The sequence below is a fragment of the Klebsiella quasipneumoniae subsp. quasipneumoniae genome, assembly GCF_020525925.1.
GTDB classification, from domain to species: domain Bacteria; phylum Pseudomonadota; class Gammaproteobacteria; order Enterobacterales; family Enterobacteriaceae; genus Klebsiella; species Klebsiella quasipneumoniae.
In genome coordinates this window covers 771,024-791,299 of sequence record NZ_CP084876.1, presented here as the reverse complement: position 1 = coordinate 791,299, position 20,276 = coordinate 771,024, and the positions used below count along the sequence as shown (strand labels likewise).

The following is a 20,276-nucleotide window of genomic DNA, read 5'->3' as shown; positions in this document are numbered from 1 at the left end:
AACCATGATCAAGCTCGGCATCGTGATGGATCCCATCGCAACCATCAACATCAAGAAAGACACCAGCTTCGCTATGTTGCTGGAGGCGCAGCGTCGCGGCTATGAACTCCATTACATGGAGATGAACGACCTCTATTTGATCAACGGCGAAGCCCGCGCCCGGACGCGCACGCTGAGCGTCGAACAGAACTACGACAAATGGTATGACTTCACCGGCGAACAGGACCTGCCGCTGGCGGATCTTGACGTCATTCTGATGCGTAAGGATCCGCCGTTTGATACCGAATTTATTTATGCGACCTATATTCTGGAGCGAGCGGAAGAGAAAGGCACGCTTATCGTCAACAAGCCGCAGAGCCTGCGCGACTGTAACGAGAAGCTGTTCACCGCCTGGTTCTCCGAGCTGACCCCGGAAACGCTGGTCACCCGCAATAAAGCCCAGCTGAAAGCCTTCTGGGAAAAGCACGGCGATATCATCATGAAGCCGCTCGACGGCATGGGCGGCGCCTCTATTTTCCGCGTCAAAGCCGGCGATCCGAACCTTGGGGTTATCGCCGAGACGCTGACCGAGCTGGGCAGCCGCTACTGCATGGCGCAGAACTATCTGCCAGCCATTAAAGATGGCGACAAGCGCGTGCTGGTGGTGGATGGCGAGCCGGTGCCTTACTGCCTGGCGCGCATTCCGCAGGGCGGCGAGACCCGCGGCAATCTGGCCGCCGGCGGCCGCGGCGAAGCTCGCCCGCTAACCGAAAGCGACTGGGACATCGCCCGCCGCGTCGGCCCGACGCTGCAGGCCAAAGGTCTTATCTTCGTCGGCCTGGATATCATCGGCGACCGTCTGACGGAAATTAACGTCACCAGCCCCACCTGCGTACGTGAGATCGAAGCCGCCTTCCCGGATATTTCGATCACCGGCATGCTGATGGACGCTATTGAAAGACGTCTCGCCCGATAAGCACTACGGCGGACGAACGTCCGCTCAGGGCACAGCGAGCGCGGATCGCCGCGCTGGTGAAACCCTTCCAGCCAGGCGCCGCTCAGGCGCCTGCCAGATAAAGTGCATCGACACCATTCTACTTTGCCCGCATACTGGGTGTTGCTTTTTGAACCAGGAACAGAACCTCTGACAATGAATTTACAGCATCACTTTCTGATTGCCATGCCTGCGCTTCAGGACCCCATTTTCCGCCGCTCCGTGGTCTATATCTGCGAGTATAACGACGAGGGTGCCATGGGCATTATTATCAATAAGCCGCTGGAAAATCTGCAGGTGGAAGGGATCCTTGAGAAGCTCAAAATTGTCCCGGAGCCGCGTAATCCGGAGATCCGCCTGGATAAACCGGTGATGCTGGGCGGCCCGCTGGCGGAAGACCGCGGCTTTATTTTACATACCCCGCCCTCTGACTTTTCCTCAAGCATCCGTATCTCGGATAACACGGTGATCACCACCTCGCGGGATGTCCTCGAAACCTTAGGCACCGACCGGCAGCCGGGCAACGTGCTGGTTGCGCTGGGCTACTCCTCGTGGGAGAAAGGGCAGCTGGAGCAGGAGATTTTAGATAATGCCTGGCTCACCGCCCCGGCGGACCAGAATATTCTTTTCCGTACGCCCATCGCCGATCGCTGGCGCGAGGCGGCTAAACTGATTGGCATCGACATCGTGACGATGCCAGGCGTCGCGGGGCATGCATGATGAGCGGAACCTTTCTCGGCTTTGATTTCGGGACGAAAAGCATCGGTGTGGCGGTGGGGCAACGCATCACCGCCACCGCCCGGCCACTGCCGGCGCTGAAGGCGCAGGACGGTAAACCGGACTGGAATATCATCGAAAAACTGCTTAAGGAGTGGCAGCCTGAGGCGGTGATCGTCGGCCTGCCGCTGAATATGGACGGCACCGAGCAACCGTTGACGGCGCGCGCACGTAATTTCGCCAATAAAATTCATGGCCGCTTTGGCGTCGCGATCCTTCTCCACGATGAACGTCTGAGTACGGTTGAGGCCCGGGCGGGCCTGTTCGAACACGGCGGCTATCGGGCGCTGAATAAAGGCAGCGTCGATTCGGCCTCTGCGGTGGTCATTCTGGAAAGCTACTTCGAGCAGAGCTTTTAAGCTCTGTCTTCTGCGCCGCCGGCGAACCGCTAACGGCGCACATCCTCCCGCCTAGTGGCGCAGATGTTCGTTAGCCCAGCTCACCGCCTGGGTGCGATTCTTAACGCTCAGCTTACGGAACACGTTATACAGGTGCGTCCGCACCGTGTTCTCGCTGATAAACAGCGCGCGGGCAATATCCAGGTTGGTCGCGCCGCAGCGCAGTTCGTTGAGGATCTCGCATTCTCGTTCGGTCAGCGGCGAGTTTTCAACCGGCGCCGATGTATGGTCCGCAGCGTACATCGCCGGGTGCATCACGCTCAATTCAGCCGTCTGTTCGCCGTTCAGCACGGCCTTGACGCCCTCAATTAAGCGCGATTCATCATCGTCATGGCGGAACACGCCATATAAAGCCGGCCACTGCGCCATTTCGTATAACTCATACTTTTGCGCGCTGTTGATAATCAGCAAGCGGGGATTATCTAACTGCAGCCGAATAATATCTCGCCACACCCCGTTTAATTTCTTATTTGAAACGGCGATATCAAATAATATTACAGAGTCTTTCGCCAGACGCTGCGCCAGCGGTTTATTAATATTTTGTAAAACTACCGGTGCCATCAGGGTTTCGCTGAGATAGCTGGCAAAGGCTTTACTCTGGATTGAAGGGTGGGTAATAAATGTAACCTGACGAGAAGATGATGAATTTCCATTTAAATTAATCACTTAAAACTCTCCTTAGCTGCTATCCACCATCATGGTGGTTAAATGAGTAAAAAAATATACAATCAGTCATGAATTTATAAATAGCCTTAGCAATTTACAAATTGAAACGTTATTCCATGAGAATCATCCTATTCCCGTAAACAGCATAAATCGAATACCGCAAAGCTGTCAAAAGGTAATCAAACTTTTTTCCTGGAAATGCGTATTCACTGTCGAAATATCTTAGCTGAATGTCTTATTTGAATTTATTCAGAAAGATTATTTGTATTATCAAATAATATCCAGAAACAGCATTTAAACATTCAGTTAACACATCATTTTAACCACCCAACCCGCTTCACGCCCCCCTTACAGCTGGCCTGCGGCCACACGTTGCTGAAAACTCTGGGTAAATGTCAGCATTCCGGCCTGCATCCCGGTCTGCATAACACCGGGCAGCTGGTGCACTTTTCCTTCGCGGATCAAATTCGCCACCGCCGGCGTATTGACCAGAAGCTCGTATAGCGCAACTCTGCCGCCCTGACGTGCGGGTAATAATTTTTGCGCCAGCACCGCGCACAGGCTTCCGGCCAGCTGACTCCGAACCTGATCTTTCTCCTCTGCCGGAAAGACATCGATCAATCTCTCCACCGCCGGCGCCGCGCCGCGGGTGTGTAATGTCGCCATCACCAGATGCCCGGTTTCCGCAGCCGTCAACGCCAGACGGATGGTTTCGCTGTCGCGTAACTCCCCAAGCAGGATCACATCCGGATCCTGGCGCAGCGCCACCCGAAGCGCCGCGGAGAACGAAGGACAGTGACGGCCAATCTCCCGCTGCTGGATCAGGCAGCGCTCGCTGTGATGAATAAACTCCACCGGATCCTCCAACGTCAGAATATGGCCATCAAGATGCTGGTTGAGATGCCCGACCATCGCCGCCAGGGTAGTCGACTTGCCGCTGCCCGTCGCCCCGGTGACCAGCAGCAGGCCACTCTCTTCCGCCAGCAGCTCGCTTAGCGCAGGCGGCGCGCCCAGCGTCTCCAGACGCGGGCACTGGACGGGCAGCAGACGCAGCACCAGCGATATTCCGCGCGTATGGGCGAAAGCGCTGGCGCGTAGCCGCGAACCGCAGGCCAGAGTCAGCGCAAAGTCAATCTGGCCGTGCTCCTGCCAGTGCTGGAACTGTGCGGCATCGAGCCAGTCGTTGAGTAAATCCGCGATATCCGGCGCGGGAAAGGGAGCGGACTCCAGCTTGCCCTGCCGCCGCCAGCGCGGTGCGGCGGAATTGCACAGGTGTAGATCGGAGACATTATGCTTTACACTAAGGGCTACGATTTCTTCCAGCTTCATAACTCATCCTCGGAATATGAACGATATTGCGCATAACCTGGCACAGGTCCGGGACAAAATCTCCGGTGCCGCCGCCCGTTGCGGGCGTGCGCCAGAAGAAGTGACATTGCTTGCAGTGAGTAAAACGAAACCTGCGAGCGCGATCGAAGAAGCCATCGCGGCAGGCCAGCGGGCATTTGGTGAAAACTACGTCCAGGAGGGCGTGGAGAAGATTAACCATTTCCAGCAGGCAGGCGTCAGCGGTCTGCAGTGGCACTTTATTGGCCCCCTGCAGTCCAACAAAAGCCGGCTGGTGGCCGAACATTTTGACTGGTGCCACACCGTCGATCGGTTGAAAATCGCCACCCGCCTGAACGAGCAGCGCCCGGCGCATTTACCGCCGCTGAAGGTACTGATTCAAATCAACATTAGCGATGAGCAGAGTAAATCCGGCATCCCGCTGGAAGCGCTCGATGCCTTGGCGGCGGAGATCGCTGAGTTACCTCATCTGGAGCTGCGCGGCCTGATGGCGATCCCCGCGCCTGAGTCAGAATATGTAAGGCAGTTTGCCGTCGCCCAGCAAATGGCGGTAGCATTTGCGCGGTTAAAAACGCGGTACCCCACGGTCGATACGTTGTCTCTGGGAATGTCGGACGATATGGAAGCCGCTATCGCGGCGGGAAGCACAATGGTGCGCATCGGCACGGCCATTTTTGGTGCGCGCGACTACAGCAAATAATAAGGAATCTGAGGAACGCCATGAAGACGTTGACTTTCCTGCTTTCAACGGTCATTGAGCTTTACACGATGGTCGTGTTGTTACGCGTCTGGATGCAGTGGGCGCGCTGCGACTTTTACAACCCGTTTTCGCAGTTTGTGGTAAAGGCCACGCAGCCGATTGTCGGGCCGCTGCGCCGGATTATCCCGGCAATGGGGCCGATTGACAGCGCCTCGCTGCTGGTGGCATTCATCCTCTGCGTCATCAAAGCGATCGTACTGTTTATGGTGATCACCTTCCAGCCGATCATCTGGATCTCCGCCCTGCTTATTCTGCTGAAAACCATCGGCTCGCTGATCTTCTGGGTGCTCCTGCTGATGGCGATCATGAGCTGGGTCAGCCAGGGACGCAGCCCGGTGGAGTATGTGCTGATGCAGCTGGCGGACCCGCTGCTGCGCCCTATCCGCAACCTGCTGCCGTCGATGGGCGGTATCGATTTCTCGCCGATGGTGCTGGTGCTGCTGCTGTACGTGATCAATATGGGTATCGCCGAGGTGCTGCAGGCCACCGGTAACGTACTGCTGCCGGGGCTGTGGATGGCGCTATGAGTGCCGTTGAAAGCTGCGCTGACGGGCTGGTGCTGAGGCTGTATATTCAGCCGAAGGCCAGCCGCGACAGCATCGTGGGCGTGCATGGCGACGAGCTCAAAGTCGCCATTACCGCCCCGCCCGTTGATGGCCAGGCCAATGCCCATCTGGTTAAATTTCTCGCCAAACAGTTCCGCGTCGCCAAAAGCCAGGTACTGATTGAAAAAGGCGAGCTGGGCCGCCATAAGCAAGTTAAAATCATCGCCCCACAACAGATCCCGACTGCGGTCGCGGCGCTAACTGAATAAACAGGATTCATCATGCAAAAAGTCGTCCTCGCTACCGGCAACGCCGGTAAAGTGCGCGAACTGGCCTCGCTGCTGGAAGATTTTGGTCTCGATATCGTCGCTCAGACCGAGCTGGGCGTCGAGTCTGCGGAAGAGACCGGCCTGACCTTTATTGAAAATGCGATTCTGAAGGCGCGTCATGCGGCGCAGATCACCGGCCTGCCGGCTATCGCCGACGATTCCGGTCTGGCCGTCGATGCCCTGGGCGGCGCGCCGGGCATCTACTCCGCCCGCTATGCCGGCGTCGACGCCAGCGACCAGCAGAACCTTGAGAAACTGCTCGACGCCCTGCAGGACGTGCCGGACGACCAGCGCCAGGCGCAATTCCACTGCGTACTGGTCTATCTGCGCCATGCCGAGGATCCCACGCCGCTGGTGTGCCACGGCAGCTGGCCTGGGGTGATCGCCCGGAAAGCCGCGGGTCAGGGCGGTTTCGGCTACGACCCGATCTTCTTCGTCCCGTCAGAAGGAAAAACTGCGGCCGAACTGAGCCGTGAAGAAAAGAGCGCTATTTCCCATCGCGGGCAGGCGCTGAAACTGTTACTGGAAGCATTACGTAATGGCTAATTTGCCGCCGCTGAGTCTCTATATCCATATTCCCTGGTGCGTGCAGAAATGCCCGTACTGCGACTTTAATTCGCATGCGCTGAAAGGCGAAGTGCCGCACGATGACTACGTCCAGCATCTGCTGAACGATCTGCGGGCCGATGCGCAGTATGCCCAGGGACGGGAAATAGGCACCATTTTTATCGGCGGCGGTACGCCGAGCCTGCTGTCCGGCCCGGCCATGCAAACCCTGCTCGATGGCGTCCGCGCCTGCCTGCCGCTGGCCGCCGGGGCGGAAATCACCATGGAAGCCAACCCGGGCACCGTGGAGGCCGATCGCTTCGTGGATTACCAGCGCGCCGGGGTGAATCGCATCTCCATCGGCGTACAAAGCTTTAGCGAACCGAAGCTGCAGCGGCTGGGGCGGATCCACGGCCCGGAAGAGGCCAAACGCGCGGCACGCCTCGCCAGCGGCCTGGGCCTGCGCAGTTTCAATCTCGACCTGATGCACGGTTTGCCGGACCAGTCTCTGGAGGAGGCGCTGGACGATCTGCGTCAGGCCATTGCTCTCAACCCGCCGCATCTCTCGTGGTACCAGCTGACCATTGAGCCGAACACCTTGTTCGGCTCCCGGCCGCCGGTGCTGCCGGATGACGACGCGCTATGGGATATTTTCGAGCAGGGGCATCAGCTGCTGAGCGCCGCCGGCTACCAGCAGTACGAGACTTCCGCTTACGCCAAACCGGGCTATCAGTGTCAGCATAATCTCAACTACTGGCGCTTTGGCGACTACCTTGGCATCGGCTGCGGCGCGCACGGCAAGATAACCTTCCCGGACGGGCGCATTCTGCGTACCGCCAAAACCCGCCACCCGCGCGGCTATATGGAAGGCCGCTACCTCGAACGTCAGCATGATGTGGAAGAGGCGGATAAACCGTTTGAGTTCTTTATGAACCGTTTTCGCCTGCTGGAGGCCGCGCCGCGCGCGGAATTCCGCCGTTATACCGGTCTTGATGAAGCGGCGATCCGTCCGCAGCTGGACGCGGCGATAGCTCAGGGCTATCTGCAGGAAGACGAGCAGAACTGGCAGATCACCGAGCATGGAAAGCTGTTTTTAAATTCTCTTCTCGAACTATTCCTTAGCGAATAAATATCGTTATCCCATTCCCGCCAGGCAGAGTGCGGGAATGGGAATAACTCGATTCCTCCGCCATATATACCTTATTATATCCGATTCATTCTTATTAAATATTCCACCCTTAAATTAATTTGCATTAATTAATACAAGCCAAATATCAATCCAGCAATAAGATCGGTTATTTCCTTACCTCATTGCCAGAAAGTGTGAGTCAGGTAGCTTAAAGATGTACGACAACAAAGATAATATGTCATACAGAAATAAAGCATGATGCTAAAGATATTGACCAATTATCCCAAGTGCATGGAGCCAACTCATGAAAAAATACCCTTTTTCTCGTTCTCTGGTAGGTATAGCTTTGCTGGCCCTACTCTCCGCAGGGGCCGTCGCGGCTGAAAAAGTCACGTTAAAACTGGCTCATAACCTTGAGCGCAGCCATGTGGTGCATCAGGCGCTGGAGGAGATGTCCAGAGAGGTAAACCAGCTTTCTGACGGTAAGATGAAGATTCGTATTTACCCCAGTAGTCAGATGGGCAGCGCGCGCGAGACCATGGAGTTATTACAAAACGGCGCGCTGGATATGACCAAAGGTTCCGCCAGCGATCTGGAGTCCTTCGATAATATTTACGCCATTTATAATTTACCCTTCCTGTTTAACGACCAGAATCACTTCAATAAAGTCGTCTTCGGCGAGGTGGGCAAGGAAATAATGAACTCGACGAAAGAGAAAGGATTCTTTGCCCTTTCCGCTTATGTCGCCGGGACGCGAAGCTTTTATGCCAAAAAGCCCATTACTAAACCGGAAGATTTAAAAGGACTGAAGATCCGCGTCCAGGCCAGTCCGACAACGTTAAAAATGGTCGAATTAATGGGCGGTTCCCCGACCCCCATCTCCTTCGGTGAAGTTTATACCGCCATGCAGCAGGGGGTGGTGGACGGCGCGGAAAATAACGTTCCCTCCTGGGTGCAGACGCGCCATATCGAAATCGCGAAAGTATTCTCTGAAGATGAGCACGCCTCCATCCCTGACTTCCTCGTTATCTCCAGCAAAACCTGGGACAAGCTGACGCCGGATCAGCAGCACATTCTGATCAAAGCGGCGAAAGCCTCAGAGATTTATCAGCAACAGCTGTGGCGGAAGATCGATGCCGATACCCGCGCGCAGGCCAAAGCCCTGGGCGGAGAAATAGTCAAAGTAGATAAAGCGCCGTTCCGCGCCGCCGTGCAGCCGCTATACGATGACTTTAAAAAAGATCCCAGCCAGGCCGCCCTGCTGGCCAAATTTGAAGCTGCCGCGGAATAACCTTTAACGGGCCGGCCGCTGGCCCGTTTGCACCAGGACATCAACGATGATACTTAACCGCATTAAGCTGGCGGTGGACCGCACCATCGCCGCCTTCTCTGTCGCTGTAATGATTGCGCTGGTTGTCTGCGTCGTCTGGCAGGTATTTAGCCGCTACGTGCTCAACCAGCCAAGCACCCTGACCGACGAGCTGGCGCGCTTCTTAATGATCTGGGTCGGGCTACTGGGCGCGGCCTATACCGTCGGCGCCCAGCGTCACCTGGCGATTGATTTACTCACCATGACGCTCTCTCCCCGCAGGCAGGCGCTTTTCAGCGTCATCATTAACCTGCTGATCCTGCTGTTTGCCGGCGCAGTGATTGTGACCGGCGGCGTAAAACTGATTGCAAAAACGCTGTCGACCGCCCAGGTCTCAGCCGCGATGCAGATCCCCATGGGCTACGTGTATCTGATCCTGCCGCTCACCGGCATCATGATGATGTTTTACGCATTGTGTTTTATCAGTAACGGCCTGAAAAACATCAAACATGCAGAATAAGGAGCAACTCATGGATAGCTATATTGCACTGACGCTGTTTGGCGCTTTCTTTATTCTGGTTTGTATTGGCGTTCCCATCTCCTTCGCCATCGGTATCGCTACCGTTGGTTCGATGCTGCTGATGTTTCCCTGGGATATCGCGGTGATTACCGTGTCTCAACGCCTGGCGAACGGGCTTGATAACTTCGCGCTGCTGGCCATCCCCTTTTTTATCTTTGCCGGAACCCTGATGAACAGCGGCGGGATTGCCATACGTTTAATCAATCTTGCGCAGGTGATGGTCGGACGCGTGCCGGGCTCTCTGGGCCACGTCAACGTGCTGGCCAATATGATGTTCGGCTCGATTTCCGGTTCAGCCGTCGCCGCCGCCGCGGCGGTAGGCGGGACGCTGAATCCCATTCAGACGCAGAAAGGCTACGATCCGACCTTTTCCACAGCGGTAAACGTCTCATCCTGCATCACGGGTCTGCTTATTCCGCCGTCAAACGTCCTGATCGTCTTTTCCCTGACCGCAGGCGGCGTCTCGGTAGCCTCGCTGTTTATGGCCGGCTATTTGCCGGGCATCCTGATGGGCCTGGCTATTATGCTGGTCTGCGGCTGCATCGCTAAACGCCGCGGCTATCCGGTTTCCGAACGGCCGACCTGCGCCCAGGCGGCAAAGGCCTTTTTCGATGCTCTGCCCAGCCTGCTGCTGGTCATCATTGTGATGGGCGGGATCCTTGGCGGCATTTTTACCGCGACGGAAGCCTCTGCCATCGCCGTGGTCTACACCTTTATCCTGTCGGTACTGATCTATCGGGAAGTGAAGTGGCGCGATCTGCCGAAGCTGATTCTGGAATCGGTAGTCATGACCTCTATTGTGCTGCTGCTGATTGGCTTTTCGGTGGGCATGTCGTGGGCGATGACCAACGCCGACATTCCCTACATGATAAGCGATGCGCTAATGGGGGTGTCGGAAAACCCGGTGGTGATCCTGCTGTTGATAAATATCGTGCTGCTAATCGTCGGCATTTTTATGGATATGACCCCTGCGGTGCTGATTTTCACGCCGATATTTCTGCCCATTGCTGAGGATTTGGGCATGAACCCGGTTCATTTCGGCATCATGATGGTCGCTAACCTGTGCATCGGCCTGCTGACCCCACCGGTAGGCAGCGCGCTGTTTGTCGGCTGCTCCATTTCAGGAGTGAAAATTCAGCGGCTCATCAAACCGTTGCTGCCGTTCTACGCCGCCCTGCTGATCGCGCTGATGATGATTGTTTATATCCCGCCGATCTCGCTGTTTATTCCACAGCTGCTGGGGCTGATGTAGGGTTTTGCCCAGGAGAAGGGGCTCTCCTCCCTGAGGAAAAACGAGCGTTAGCCCCCGTGCTAACGCTTCTGCCCGGGCGGCGCTTAGCGCCCTGCCCGTCAGGCAAAAATCTTCAATATCAGAACATTGTGTCATCCGACAAGCCTATACCCGCCAGGCGCAGCCGGGCCATTCCGAACCTGATTCGGCTACTTAAGGACCCCGTCGCGGCGCATCTTCTCCAGCCCCTCCTGCCAGTATTTTTCGTCGCGAGCCAAATCCCGATAGCGTATCTCCAGCGCCATCAGCTGAGCGCTCAGTTCGCCTTTTTGCTTCTGCAGCGGCGCTATCTTTTTATCGCGCGCGGCCATCTCCGCTTTGATATTTTCACTCATCTCTTTATGCTGGCGATAATAGTTACGCTTCTGCTCATTCAGCACAGCATCGCGCTCGGCGCGCAGCGGCCCGGCATCGCAAACCGCTTTTTTCTGACAGGCGGCCAGGGCGGGTTCATAGATAGTTTTGTAGTAATGATTCTCGAATTTCAGCGGATCGTTTTGCCGATCTACTTCATACATTTTTTCCAGCATCGCCTGCTGCACGTCGCTGCGATCGAGCGTCTTGCCGTTCGCATCCGTACCCCATGAACGGTTAATCTGCTCCTCTAACGCGGCGATCTCGGTTTTCAGCGCATCCTGTTGCCCTTGCAACGTCTTCATCGTGGCTTTGCTGGCGGCAAAGCTGGCGTTAATTTTGGCAAATTGCGCCATAAATTTGTGGTCATTAACGATCAGGTTTTTACTTTCATCCCCTCCGATTTCCTTCAAGGTTCTCCCGCCCCTCTTCGCCGCCATTTGCAGCGAAAAGAATTCGGTCTGCCAGCCGGAGTCTTTGGTCCCTACCGCGGTCATCATGGCGGAGAACTTTACCGGCCGCCCCCTGGTCCAGACTCGCTCATAAAAAAAGTAATCTCCCGCGACGCCGACGCAAATATAGAGATCTTCCGCGGCGGCCATATCGCCTTCCAGCATATAGGTCGCCTGATTTCCCCGGGCGTCGAGCTGCTTTAGCGTCACACTTTGCAAGCGCATAATCCCGCCAGTCTGTTCAGCAAACTGCTTTTTCACCACGTCGTCTGTTGGCGTGTTGGCATCCGCCAGCACGTAACAAGGGGAAGCGATCATCAGGACGGTGAGCGTTTTCCATGCCTCTTTCATCAGCAAATTCCTTTTATGAATACAGCAGGCATCATAAGGCGTTCGCCACCGCAGGCAGGATAAATGAAATCTGATTTTGCTACCTGCGGACGCAGGTAGCGGGATGTAACTTACTTTAACGAGCCCACCAGCGCTTTGCGGCTGTCCTCAAGGGAGACCACTCGGCTGCAGACGTCTTTACCAAACTGCTGGAAATCGGCCTCCTGGTTTTTCCACTCGTCCTGAATCGCGGTTTGCAGACCGCCGAGGCTGCCGAGAATGCCCTGCAGCGGGTTGCCGCCGCCTTTGAGCACCGCTTTCGCCCCCATCTCGTTAATGCTGTCCTGCAGAATGCCGCCCATCGCCTGATTCACCAGCTGCTGGCCGTCGGCGCGCACCTGGTCGATGGCTTTATAGTGGAAGATCAGGCCATCGCTGCGGCGCTCAATGATGCGGTTCATCTGTTCTTTCAGCTGCGCGTCCAGCTTAGTCAGACGACCGTGCATACTGCTGTCGGCGCCGACCTGTTCGGTAATGATTTTATCCAGCGCCTTGCGGCCTTTTTCGACTCGCGAACGCGCGCCTTCGTCAATCCACGGCAGGCTGCTGCGCAGACCGGCCTGATAATCCTGGGCCTGCTCGCGCTGGGCGGCGCTGAGGGCATAGGCCTTGCCGTTAAAGGTCAGGTTACCGTCCGGTTTGATCACCAGATTGCCATTTTCCCCTTTCACCTGGACCTGCTGCGGGGTGAGGATCACATCGTCACGCGGCGTGACGCTACACTGGTAGTCTGCATGGGCAGACAAAGCGGTGACGGAGAGCGCCACCGCCAGCAGCGTTTTACGCATCATAAAACTCCCTTAAGACAAAACGGGCCGGCAGTTGCCGACCCTTGTCAAACTTAGTCCCACCAGACGTCAAAAAGTTCGCTGGTGCGCACATCCTCTAACTTACGCGCTTCCAGCCATTTGCGCACGATAGCCTGATGCTCTTCGGTACATTTACCGATCTCCTGCATGCAGATCAGCCCCTCCCAGGAGAGATAGCCGCTGCCGTCAAAGGCCAGCTTGTTCGGCTCAATCACCTCTTCGATCAGATCGTTGACCGTCTGGTCGATCTGTTCTTCGCTGGTCCCTTCCGGGAAACGCCAGGCGACGGAGAAGCCTAACTCCTGAAACTCGTCGATATGCATTTTTTTCCGCAGACGACGGCTACGATTCTTGGCCATTATTTCACCCTCTCGAACATTAAGTCCCATACGCCGTGGCCGAGACGATGGCCACGCTGTTCAAATTTGGTTACCGGGCGCGATTCCGGGCGCGGTACGTAATCGTTGCTTGCCGACTGGTTACGGTATCCTTCCAGCGAGGACATCACTTCCAGCATATGGACGGCATAGGCTTCCCAGTCGGTCGCCATATGGAAGACGCCGCCGAGCTTCAGTTTACTTTTCACCAGCTCGGCGAAAGGCGGCTGCACGATACGACGTTTATTATGGCGCGCTTTGTGCCACGGGTCAGGGAAAAACAGCTGCACCATATTCAGCGAGTTATCCGGAATCATAGTGTGCAGCACTTCCACCGCATCGTGACACATCACGCGCAGGTTTTGCACACCTTCTTCTTCGGCCGAGGCCAGACAGGCGCCGACGCCCGGGGAGTGCACTTCGATGCCGAGGAAATTCTGTTCCGGTTTGGCTTTTGCCATCGCCACCAGCGAGGCGCCCATCCCGAAGCCAATTTCGAGGGTGACCGGCGCTTCGCGGCCAAACAGGGCGGCGAAATCGAGCGGCGCATCGTTGAATTCAACGCCCATCACCGGCCAAATGTTATCCAGCGCATGCTGCTGCCCTTTCGTCAGGCGGCCCTGGCGACGGACGAAGCTACGAATACGGCGCAGCGGACGGCCGTTTTCATCAAATTCCGGAGAGATGACGTCGTTTTTCATAAAAGTTAGGTCTGCTAGTGAAAGTGTTCGGAAAACGGGCATTATCCAAAGTTACCCGGCGGATGCAAGGGTTTACAGCCACTCGGCCTTGTGCTGCAATCTGCCACCCTGTAATCGCGATCCCGGAGCCGTAGCTTTGACTTTTCTCGCCACGCAATTTTCAGCCCAGGTCCTGGACTGGTACGACAAATACGGGCGTAAAACCCTGCCCTGGCAAATCGCCAAGACGCCCTACAAAGTATGGCTCTCCGAAGTGATGTTGCAACAAACCAAGGTGACCACGGTTATCCCGTATTTTGAACGCTTTATGGCGCGTTTCCCCACGGTGGTCGATCTCGCCAACGCGCCGCTGGATGAGGTGCTGCATCTGTGGACCGGACTGGGTTACTACGCGCGGGCGCGCAACTTACACAAAGCGGCGCAGCAGGTGGCGGCGCAGCACGGCGGCGAATTCCCGCAGACCTTTGACGAAGTGGCGGCGCTTCCCGGCGTCGGGCGCTCAACGGCGGGGGCCATTTTATCCCTTTCGCTCGGTCAGCATTATCCGATTCTCGACGGCAACGTGAAGCGCGTGCTCGCCCGCTGCTATGCTGTCAGCGGCTGGCCGGGGAAAAAAGAGGTGGAAAAACGGCTGTGGGAGATCAGCGAAGCGGTCACGCCGGCGAAGGGCGTGGAGCGTTTTAACCAGGCGATGATGGATCTCGGGGCGATGGTTTGCACCCGCTCGAAGCCGAAGTGCGAACTGTGCCCGCTGAGCAACGGCTGCGTGGCCTACGCCAATCATTCATGGGCAGAATATCCGGGCAAAAAACCGAAGCAGACCATTCCGGAACGCACCGGCTATTTTCTGCTGATGCAGCACGGTGACGAGGTGTTTCTCGCCCAACGTCCGCCGGTGGGTCTGTGGGGCGGATTGTTCTGTTTTCCGCAGTTTGCCGACGAAGCGGGCCTGCGCGAGTGGCTGGCACAGCGCCAGATTAAGGCCGATAATCTGACGCAGCTCACCGCTTTTCGCCACACTTTCAGCCATTTCCACCTGGATATTGTGCCGATGTGGCTTACAGTGCACTCATCTGGCGCATGCATGGATGAAGGCAACGCACTCTGGTATAACTTAGCGCAGCCGCCGTCCGTCGGTCTGGCGGCCCCCGTGGAGCGCTTGTTGCAACAGTTAAAAGCCGGAACGCCGGTATAAATTTTCGGCTATCAAAGAGGATTGATTATGAGCAGAACCATTTTTTGTACCTTCCTGCAGCGTGAAGCGGACGGCCAGGATTTTCAGCTGTATCCGGGCGAACTCGGGAAGCGCATTTACAACGAAATCTCCAAAGAAGCCTGGGCGCAATGGCAGCACAAGCAGACCATGCTGATCAACGAGAAAAAGCTCAGCATGATGAACCCGGAGCACCGCAAGCTGCTGGAGCAGGAGATGGTGCAGTTCCTGTTTGAAGGGAAAGACGTGCACATCGAAGGCTATACGCCGCCGGAAAAACAGTAAGGGCCCTGCGGCCTTTTAAAAACAAACACAACACGCACGCCCGGAATGATGAAAAAATACTTAGCGCTCGCGCTGATTGCGCCGTTGCTCGTTTCGTGTTCCAGCTCCAATAAAAAAGGCGCCGAATACAACGAGGCCTGGGTCAAGGATACCAACGGTTTTGATATCCTGATGGGCCAGTTTGCCCACAACATCGAGAACATTTGGGGGTACAACGAAGTCCTGCTCGCCGGGCCGAAGGACTACGTCAAATACACCGACCAGTATCAAACCCGCAGCCACATCAACTTCGATGAAGGGACGATCACCGTCGAGACCATCGCCGGCACCGATCCGCGCGGACGACTGCGCCAGGCGATCGTCAAAACCCTGCTGATGGGCGATGACCCCAACTCCATCGACCTCTATTCCGATGTCGATGACATTCAGATCTCCAAAGAGCCGTTCCTCTATGGCCAGGTGGTGGATAACACCGGGGCATCGATTCGCTGGGAGTGGCGCGCCGCGCGCTTTGCCGACTATCTGCTGCAAACCCGCCTGAAGAGCCGCAACAACGGCCTGCGCGTGGTCTACAGCATCACCATTAACCTGGTGCCGAACCACCTCGACAAACGTGCGCATAAATACCTCGGCATGGTGCGTCAGGCCTCGCGTAAGTATGGGGTTGATGAGTCGCTGATCCTCGCGATTATGCAGACCGAATCCTCCTTTAACCCTTATGCGGTCAGCCATGCCGACGCCATGGGGCTGATGCAGGTGGTCCAGCACAGCGCCGGCAGAGACGTCTTCCGTTCCCAGGGTAAATCGGGCCTGCCAAGCCGCAGCTATCTGTTCGACCCGGCGAATAACATTGACACCGGTACCGCCTACCTGGCGATGCTGAACAATGTCTACCTCGCCGGCATCGATAACCCCACCTCGCGTCGCTACGCGGTGATCACCGCCTATAACGGCGGCGCCGGCAGCGTGCTGCGGGTCTTCTCCAGCGATAAAGTCCAGGCGGCGAATATCATCAACAGCATGGCGCCAGGGGACGTCTACCAGACCCTGACTACCCGTCATCCTTCGGCGGAATCGCGCCGCTATCTGTATAAAGTTAACACGGCGCAGAAAAGCTACCGCCGTAAATAACCCCCTCCTGACACCGGCCTCAGCCCCGCGCTGAGGCCGCGTTTTTTCTGCGCCATACGGTGCAATATCTTTCGGTTTTCTGCGGCAGTTAACAGAAGCCTTCGGTTGGCGAATGATAGAATCGCATCAAAATAACGGGTTTAATGTTATTTTAAAAACATAACAAGCCCACATTCGTGAGGATAACTACATGAATCTTAAGCTGCAGCTCAAAATACTGTCGTTCCTGCAGTTCTGTCTTTGGGGGAGCTGGCTTACCACGCTTGGCTCATACATGTTTGTCACCCTGAAGTTTGACGGCGCAGCAATCGGCGCGGTTTATAGCTCGCTCGGTATCGCCGCGGTGCTGATGCCGACGCTGCTCGGCATCGTCGCCGATAAGTGGATTAGCGCCAAATGGGTGTATGCCGTTTGTCACCTGGTGGGTGCGCTGACGCTGTATCTGGCGGCGCAGGTCACCACGCCGGGCGAAATGTTCCTCGTGATCCTCCTCAACTCGCTGGCCTATATGCCGACGCTGGGGCTGATTAACACCATCTCTTACTATCGCCTGCAGTCGGCGGGGCTGGATATCGTTACCGATTTTCCGCCGATCCGTATCTGGGGCACTATCGGCTTTATCTTCGCCATGTGGGGCGTCAGCTTCTCCGGCTTTGAGCTGAGCCATATGCAGTTGTACATCGGTGCGACGTTGTCGGTATTGCTGGCGCTGTTCACCCTGACGCTGCCGACGATCCCGGTGGCTAACGCCCAGCGTAATCAAAGCTGGACGGAGATGCTGGGGCTTAACGCTTTCGCGCTGTTTAAAAACAAGCGCATGGCCATCTTCTTTATCTTTTCGATGATGCTCGGCGCCGAGCTGCAAATCACCAACATGTTCGGTAATACCTTCCTGCACAGCTTCGATAAAGATCCGCTGTTTGCCGGCAGCTTTATCGTCGAACACGCCTCGGTGCTGATGTCGATCTCGCAGATCTCCGAGACCCTGTTTATCCTGACCATCCCGTTCTTCCTCAGCCGCTACGGCATAAAGAACGTCATGCTGATGAGTATCGTGGCGTGGATGCTGCGCTTCGGCCTGTTCGCCTTTGGCGACCCGACGCCGTTCGGCACCGTGCTGCTGGTACTGTCGATGATCGTCTACGGTTGCGCCTTCGACTTCTTCAACATCTCCGGTTCAGTGTTCGTTGAGAAAGAGGTGCGCCCGGAAATCCGCGCCAGCGCCCAGGGGATGTTCCTGATGATGACCAACGGCTTCGGCTGTATTCTCGGTGGCATGGTGAGCGGCAAAGTGGTGGAGCACTTTACCGTCGAAGGGATCACTAACTGGCAGAGCGTGTGGCTGATTTTCGCCGGCTATTCGCTGGCGCTGGCTTTTGCCTTCGTGGCGCTGTTCAAATACAAACACGTCAGACAGCCGACCGCCGCGCAGCAGAGCGCGTGATCGGCAAAAGTAAAACGCCCCGCCTGTTCGGCGGGGCGTTTTTTTATCCCTTCAACACGTAGCCATACAGCCGCTTAATGCCGTCCGGATCCGTCTCGCTATAGACTCCCTGCAGCTCCGGCGAGAAGCCCGGCAGCATATTGACCCCCTCCTCCAGCGCGAGGAAATAGCGCAGCACAGCGCCCCCCCAGACCTCACCGGGCACCACGCATAATACCCCCGGCGGATACGGCAGCGCCCCTTCCGCCGCGACGCGGCCCTCCGCCTCGCTCAGACGCACCAGCTCCACGTCGCCGCGGATAAATTCGCGGTTGGCATCCTGGGGATTCATCACCACCCGCGGGAAGCTCCGTTTACGGAACATCTCTTTTTGCAGGCTCTTCACGTCAAAGCTGACGTACAGATCGTGCATCTCCTGGCACAACTCGCGCAGGGTATAGTCGCGATAGCGCACCGGATATTTGTTGTAGATGGTCGGCAACACATCGGCCAGCGGCGTATCCGCTTCAATATGCTGTTCAAACTGCCCCAGCATCGCCACCAGCTGCGCCATTTTTTCGGCGCTTTCCGCCGGCGTCAGCAGGAACAGAATCGAGTTAAGGTCGCACTTCTCCGGCACGATGCCGTTTTCCCGCAGGTAATGCGCCAGAATGGTCGCCGGGATGCCGAACTCACTGTACTCCCCGCTCTCCGCATCGATGCCAGGGGTGGTCAACAACAGCTTGCACGGGTCGACAAAATACTGGTCGTCGGCATAGCCCTCGAAACCATGCCAGCGCGCGCCCGGTTCGAAGCTGAAGAAACGACGCTCCCGGGCGATCGCTTCGGTCGGGTGATCCTGCCACGGGCGCCCCGCCACCATCGGCGGAATAAAGGGCTGAATCATCTTACAGTTGGCGATGATCGCTTTGCGCGCCTCGATGCCCAGCGCCACGCATTCGGCCCACAGGCGGCGGCCGCTCTCGCCTTCGTGAATTTTGGCGTTGACGTCCAGCGCGGCGAACAGCGGATAAAACGGGCTGGTGGAGGCATGCAGCATAAAGGCGTTATTCAGCCGCTTGTGCGGACAGAAGCGCGCCTGGCCGCGCAGATGGTTATCCTTTTTATGGATCTGCGACGTCTGCGAGAAACCGGCCTGCTGCTTGTGTACGGACTGGGTGACAAAAATGCCCGGATCGTCCGGCGTCAGCTCCAGCAGTAGCGGCGAACAGTCGGCCATCATCGGGATAAACTGCTCATAGCCCACCCACGCCGAGTCGAACAGGATGTAATCGCAGAGGTGGCCGATTTTATCGACCACCTGGCGGGCGTTATAGACCGTGCCGTCATAGGTCCCGAGCTGGATCACCGCCAGGCGAAACGGGCGAGCGGCCGTGGCTTTCTCTGGCGCCGCTTCGCGGATGAGATCCCGCAGGTAGCGCTCATCAAAGCAACGCTCGTCAATGCCGCCGATAAAGCCGAACGGATTGCGCGCGGCTTCAAGATAGACAGGCGTCGCCCCCGCCTGAATCAGCGCCCCGTGATGGTTTGACTTGTGGTTATTGCGATCGAACAGCACCAGATCGCCGCGGGTCAACAGCGCGTTGGTCACAACTTTGTTGGCCGCCGAGGTGCCGTTAAGGACGAAGTAGGTTTTATCCGCATTAAAGACCTTCGCGGCGAACTTCTGCGCATGCTTGGCCGACCCTTCGTGGATCAGCAGATCGCCTAATTTTACATCGGCGTTACACATATCGGCGCGAAAGACGTTTTCGCCAAAAAAGTCATAGAACTGACGGCCTGCGGGATGCTTTTTGAAAAAGGCCCCGTGCTGGTGTCCCGGACAGGCAAAAGTGCTGTTATCCATTTCGACGTACTGGGTCAGCGTATTGAAAAACGGCGGCAGCAGACGCGCTTCATAATCGCAGGCCGCCGCTTCCAGCTCGAGCCACTCCTGATCTTTACCGGCGATCACCGCCTGTACCCCCTCCGGCTTATCGACCGCCGTCTCGCTCAGCAGGTAGACCGGCAGGTTAAATCCGCTACGCCTGAGGAGGGCAAGGATACCGCTGCGACTGTCCGCCGCGGTGATGACGACTGCCGCCACATCAGTAAAATCGGTACTGTCCAGCGCCACAACGCGACGGTGGGTGGACAAGCGGGTGACCAGCTCGCAGCTGGCGGCAATGTGCATGGATTTCATAAGCGCAAATGCCCGTATCGGGAGTGTAAAAATCTCAGACAAGGGAAACCTTGCCCAACGATGTGTCCGGGTCTGACGGATTCAGCTCCGACCGCCGGACATCAGTAAAAGCAGACGCGTCCGATCTTACTGTTGCCCTACAGTGAGCATACGTGTCCTTCACCGCATGGTGAACGAAGGGGTAAGCGTAGCAAGATGAGGCAGCCCACGCATCTGTGCGCGGCGTCGCTGGCGAGGTAATGGCAGTGTCGTCATCGGCGGCCTCATATCAGGGAGGAGAAAATTCGC

The 20,276-nt window shown here is 56.7% G+C and carries 22 protein-coding genes; 15 read left to right on the top strand and 7 right to left on the bottom strand.

The window, feature by feature from the left end:
• Nucleotides 1-4 precede the first annotated feature (4 nt).
• The 3 genes from gshB (at nucleotide 5) to ruvX (ending at nucleotide 2,109) form a co-directional block, all read left to right on the top strand.
• Nucleotides 5-955 (top strand): glutathione synthase, encoded by a 951-nt coding sequence (gshB, locus tag LGM20_RS03955; RefSeq protein WP_044524700.1) that lies wholly within the window; start codon nucleotides 5-7, stop codon nucleotides 953-955.
• Between the two features lie 174 nt (nucleotides 956-1,129).
• On the top strand, nucleotides 1,130-1,693 hold the full coding sequence (locus tag LGM20_RS03950) for a YqgE/AlgH family protein (RefSeq protein ID WP_002916603.1): 564 nt from the start codon (nucleotides 1,130-1,132) through the stop codon (nucleotides 1,691-1,693).
• Nucleotides 1,693-2,109 carry a Holliday junction resolvase RuvX gene (gene ruvX, locus LGM20_RS03945; protein ID WP_004205178.1) on the top strand — a complete coding sequence of 139 codons (417 nt, stop codon included), beginning with the start codon at nucleotides 1,693-1,695 and terminating at the stop codon, nucleotides 2,107-2,109. Before LGM20_RS03950 ends, ruvX begins: the two co-directional genes overlap by 1 nt.
• A gap of 51 nt (nucleotides 2,110-2,160) precedes the next feature.
• Here the strand turns inward: ruvX and LGM20_RS03940 are convergent, their stop codons facing one another.
• Nucleotides 2,161-2,814, bottom strand: a complete 654-nt coding sequence (locus LGM20_RS03940; protein ID WP_044524701.1) for a LuxR C-terminal-related transcriptional regulator — start codon at nucleotides 2,812-2,814, stop codon at nucleotides 2,161-2,163.
• A gap of 348 nt (nucleotides 2,815-3,162) precedes the next feature.
• Nucleotides 3,163-4,143 (bottom strand): type IV pilus twitching motility protein PilT, encoded by a 981-nt coding sequence (locus LGM20_RS03935; protein WP_044524702.1) that lies wholly within the window; start codon nucleotides 4,141-4,143, stop codon nucleotides 3,163-3,165.
• Nucleotides 4,144-4,159: 16 nt separating this feature from the next.
• On the opposite strand from LGM20_RS03935, the gene LGM20_RS03930 reads away from it, so the two are divergent.
• From LGM20_RS03930 to LGM20_RS03895, 8 genes are all read left to right on the top strand, one after another.
• Entirely contained in the window at nucleotides 4,160-4,861 is a 702-nt protein-coding gene (locus LGM20_RS03930; protein WP_004205181.1) for a YggS family pyridoxal phosphate-dependent enzyme, read from the top strand.
• A gap of 20 nt (nucleotides 4,862-4,881) precedes the next feature.
• Nucleotides 4,882-5,448 carry a YggT family protein gene (locus LGM20_RS03925; protein WP_002916613.1) on the top strand — a complete coding sequence of 189 codons (567 nt, stop codon included), beginning with the start codon at nucleotides 4,882-4,884 and terminating at the stop codon, nucleotides 5,446-5,448.
• Nucleotides 5,445-5,735 carry a DUF167 family protein YggU gene (gene yggU, locus LGM20_RS03920; RefSeq protein WP_004205183.1) on the top strand — a complete coding sequence of 97 codons (291 nt, stop codon included), beginning with the start codon at nucleotides 5,445-5,447 and terminating at the stop codon, nucleotides 5,733-5,735. The genes LGM20_RS03925 and yggU overlap by 4 nt, the downstream gene beginning before the upstream one ends.
• Nucleotides 5,736-5,747: 12 nt before the next feature.
• Nucleotides 5,748-6,341, top strand: a complete 594-nt coding sequence (locus LGM20_RS03915) for an XTP/dITP diphosphatase (protein ID WP_023290995.1) — start codon at nucleotides 5,748-5,750, stop codon at nucleotides 6,339-6,341.
• A complete protein-coding gene (gene hemW / locus LGM20_RS03910) occupies nucleotides 6,334-7,470 on the top strand; it encodes a radical SAM family heme chaperone HemW (protein ID WP_023319135.1) in 1,137 nt (378 codons plus the stop codon). The genes LGM20_RS03915 and hemW overlap by 8 nt, the downstream gene beginning before the upstream one ends.
• A gap of 304 nt (nucleotides 7,471-7,774) precedes the next feature.
• Entirely contained in the window at nucleotides 7,775-8,761 is a 987-nt protein-coding gene (locus LGM20_RS03905) for a TRAP transporter substrate-binding protein (protein WP_023290997.1), read from the top strand.
• A gap of 46 nt (nucleotides 8,762-8,807) precedes the next feature.
• Nucleotides 8,808-9,299: a TRAP transporter small permease gene (locus LGM20_RS03900; RefSeq protein ID WP_044524703.1), complete on the top strand. Its 492-nt coding sequence runs from the start codon at nucleotides 8,808-8,810 to the stop codon at nucleotides 9,297-9,299.
• 10 nt (nucleotides 9,300-9,309) lie between these two features.
• On the top strand, nucleotides 9,310-10,611 hold the full coding sequence (locus LGM20_RS03895; protein WP_044524704.1) for a TRAP transporter large permease: 1,302 nt from the start codon (nucleotides 9,310-9,312) through the stop codon (nucleotides 10,609-10,611).
• Nucleotides 10,612-10,799: 188 nt separating this feature from the next.
• Here the strand turns inward: LGM20_RS03895 and LGM20_RS03890 are convergent, their stop codons facing one another.
• The 4 genes from LGM20_RS03890 to trmB form a co-directional block, all read right to left on the bottom strand.
• Nucleotides 10,800-11,807 carry a DUF1202 family protein gene (locus LGM20_RS03890; RefSeq protein WP_044524706.1) on the bottom strand — a complete coding sequence of 336 codons (1,008 nt, stop codon included), beginning with the start codon at nucleotides 11,805-11,807 and terminating at the stop codon, nucleotides 10,800-10,802.
• Nucleotides 11,808-11,917: 110 nt separating this feature from the next.
• Nucleotides 11,918-12,637 carry a YggN family protein gene (locus LGM20_RS03885; RefSeq protein ID WP_044524707.1) on the bottom strand — a complete coding sequence of 240 codons (720 nt, stop codon included), beginning with the start codon at nucleotides 12,635-12,637 and terminating at the stop codon, nucleotides 11,918-11,920.
• A gap of 50 nt (nucleotides 12,638-12,687) precedes the next feature.
• Nucleotides 12,688-13,014 (bottom strand): YggL family protein, encoded by a 327-nt coding sequence (locus LGM20_RS03880; RefSeq protein WP_002916620.1) that lies wholly within the window; start codon nucleotides 13,012-13,014, stop codon nucleotides 12,688-12,690.
• On the bottom strand, nucleotides 13,014-13,733 hold the full coding sequence (gene trmB, locus LGM20_RS03875) for a tRNA (guanosine(46)-N7)-methyltransferase TrmB (RefSeq protein WP_004205192.1): 720 nt from the start codon (nucleotides 13,731-13,733) through the stop codon (nucleotides 13,014-13,016). The genes LGM20_RS03880 and trmB overlap by 1 nt, the downstream gene beginning before the upstream one ends.
• Before the next feature lie 136 nt (nucleotides 13,734-13,869).
• On the opposite strand from trmB, the gene mutY reads away from it, so the two are divergent.
• The 4 genes from mutY to LGM20_RS03855 all read left to right on the top strand — a co-directional run bounded on the left by mutY (nucleotide 13,870) and on the right by LGM20_RS03855 (nucleotide 17,806).
• Nucleotides 13,870-14,928 carry an A/G-specific adenine glycosylase gene (gene mutY, locus LGM20_RS03870; protein ID WP_044524708.1) on the top strand — a complete coding sequence of 353 codons (1,059 nt, stop codon included), beginning with the start codon at nucleotides 13,870-13,872 and terminating at the stop codon, nucleotides 14,926-14,928.
• Between the two features lie 27 nt (nucleotides 14,929-14,955).
• Nucleotides 14,956-15,231: an oxidative damage protection protein gene (locus tag LGM20_RS03865; protein WP_004105744.1), complete on the top strand. Its 276-nt coding sequence runs from the start codon at nucleotides 14,956-14,958 to the stop codon at nucleotides 15,229-15,231.
• Nucleotides 15,232-15,279: 48 nt separating this feature from the next.
• On the top strand, nucleotides 15,280-16,362 hold the full coding sequence (gene mltC, locus LGM20_RS03860; protein ID WP_002916629.1) for a membrane-bound lytic murein transglycosylase MltC: 1,083 nt from the start codon (nucleotides 15,280-15,282) through the stop codon (nucleotides 16,360-16,362).
• Between the two features lie 190 nt (nucleotides 16,363-16,552).
• Entirely contained in the window at nucleotides 16,553-17,806 is a 1,254-nt protein-coding gene (locus LGM20_RS03855) for a nucleoside permease (RefSeq protein WP_023291005.1), read from the top strand.
• Nucleotides 17,807-17,849: 43 nt separating this feature from the next.
• Here the strand turns inward: LGM20_RS03855 and LGM20_RS03850 are convergent, their stop codons facing one another.
• A complete protein-coding gene (locus LGM20_RS03850) occupies nucleotides 17,850-19,988 on the bottom strand; it encodes an ornithine decarboxylase (RefSeq protein WP_023291006.1) in 2,139 nt (712 codons plus the stop codon).
• Between the last annotated feature and the right edge of the window lie 288 nt (nucleotides 19,989-20,276).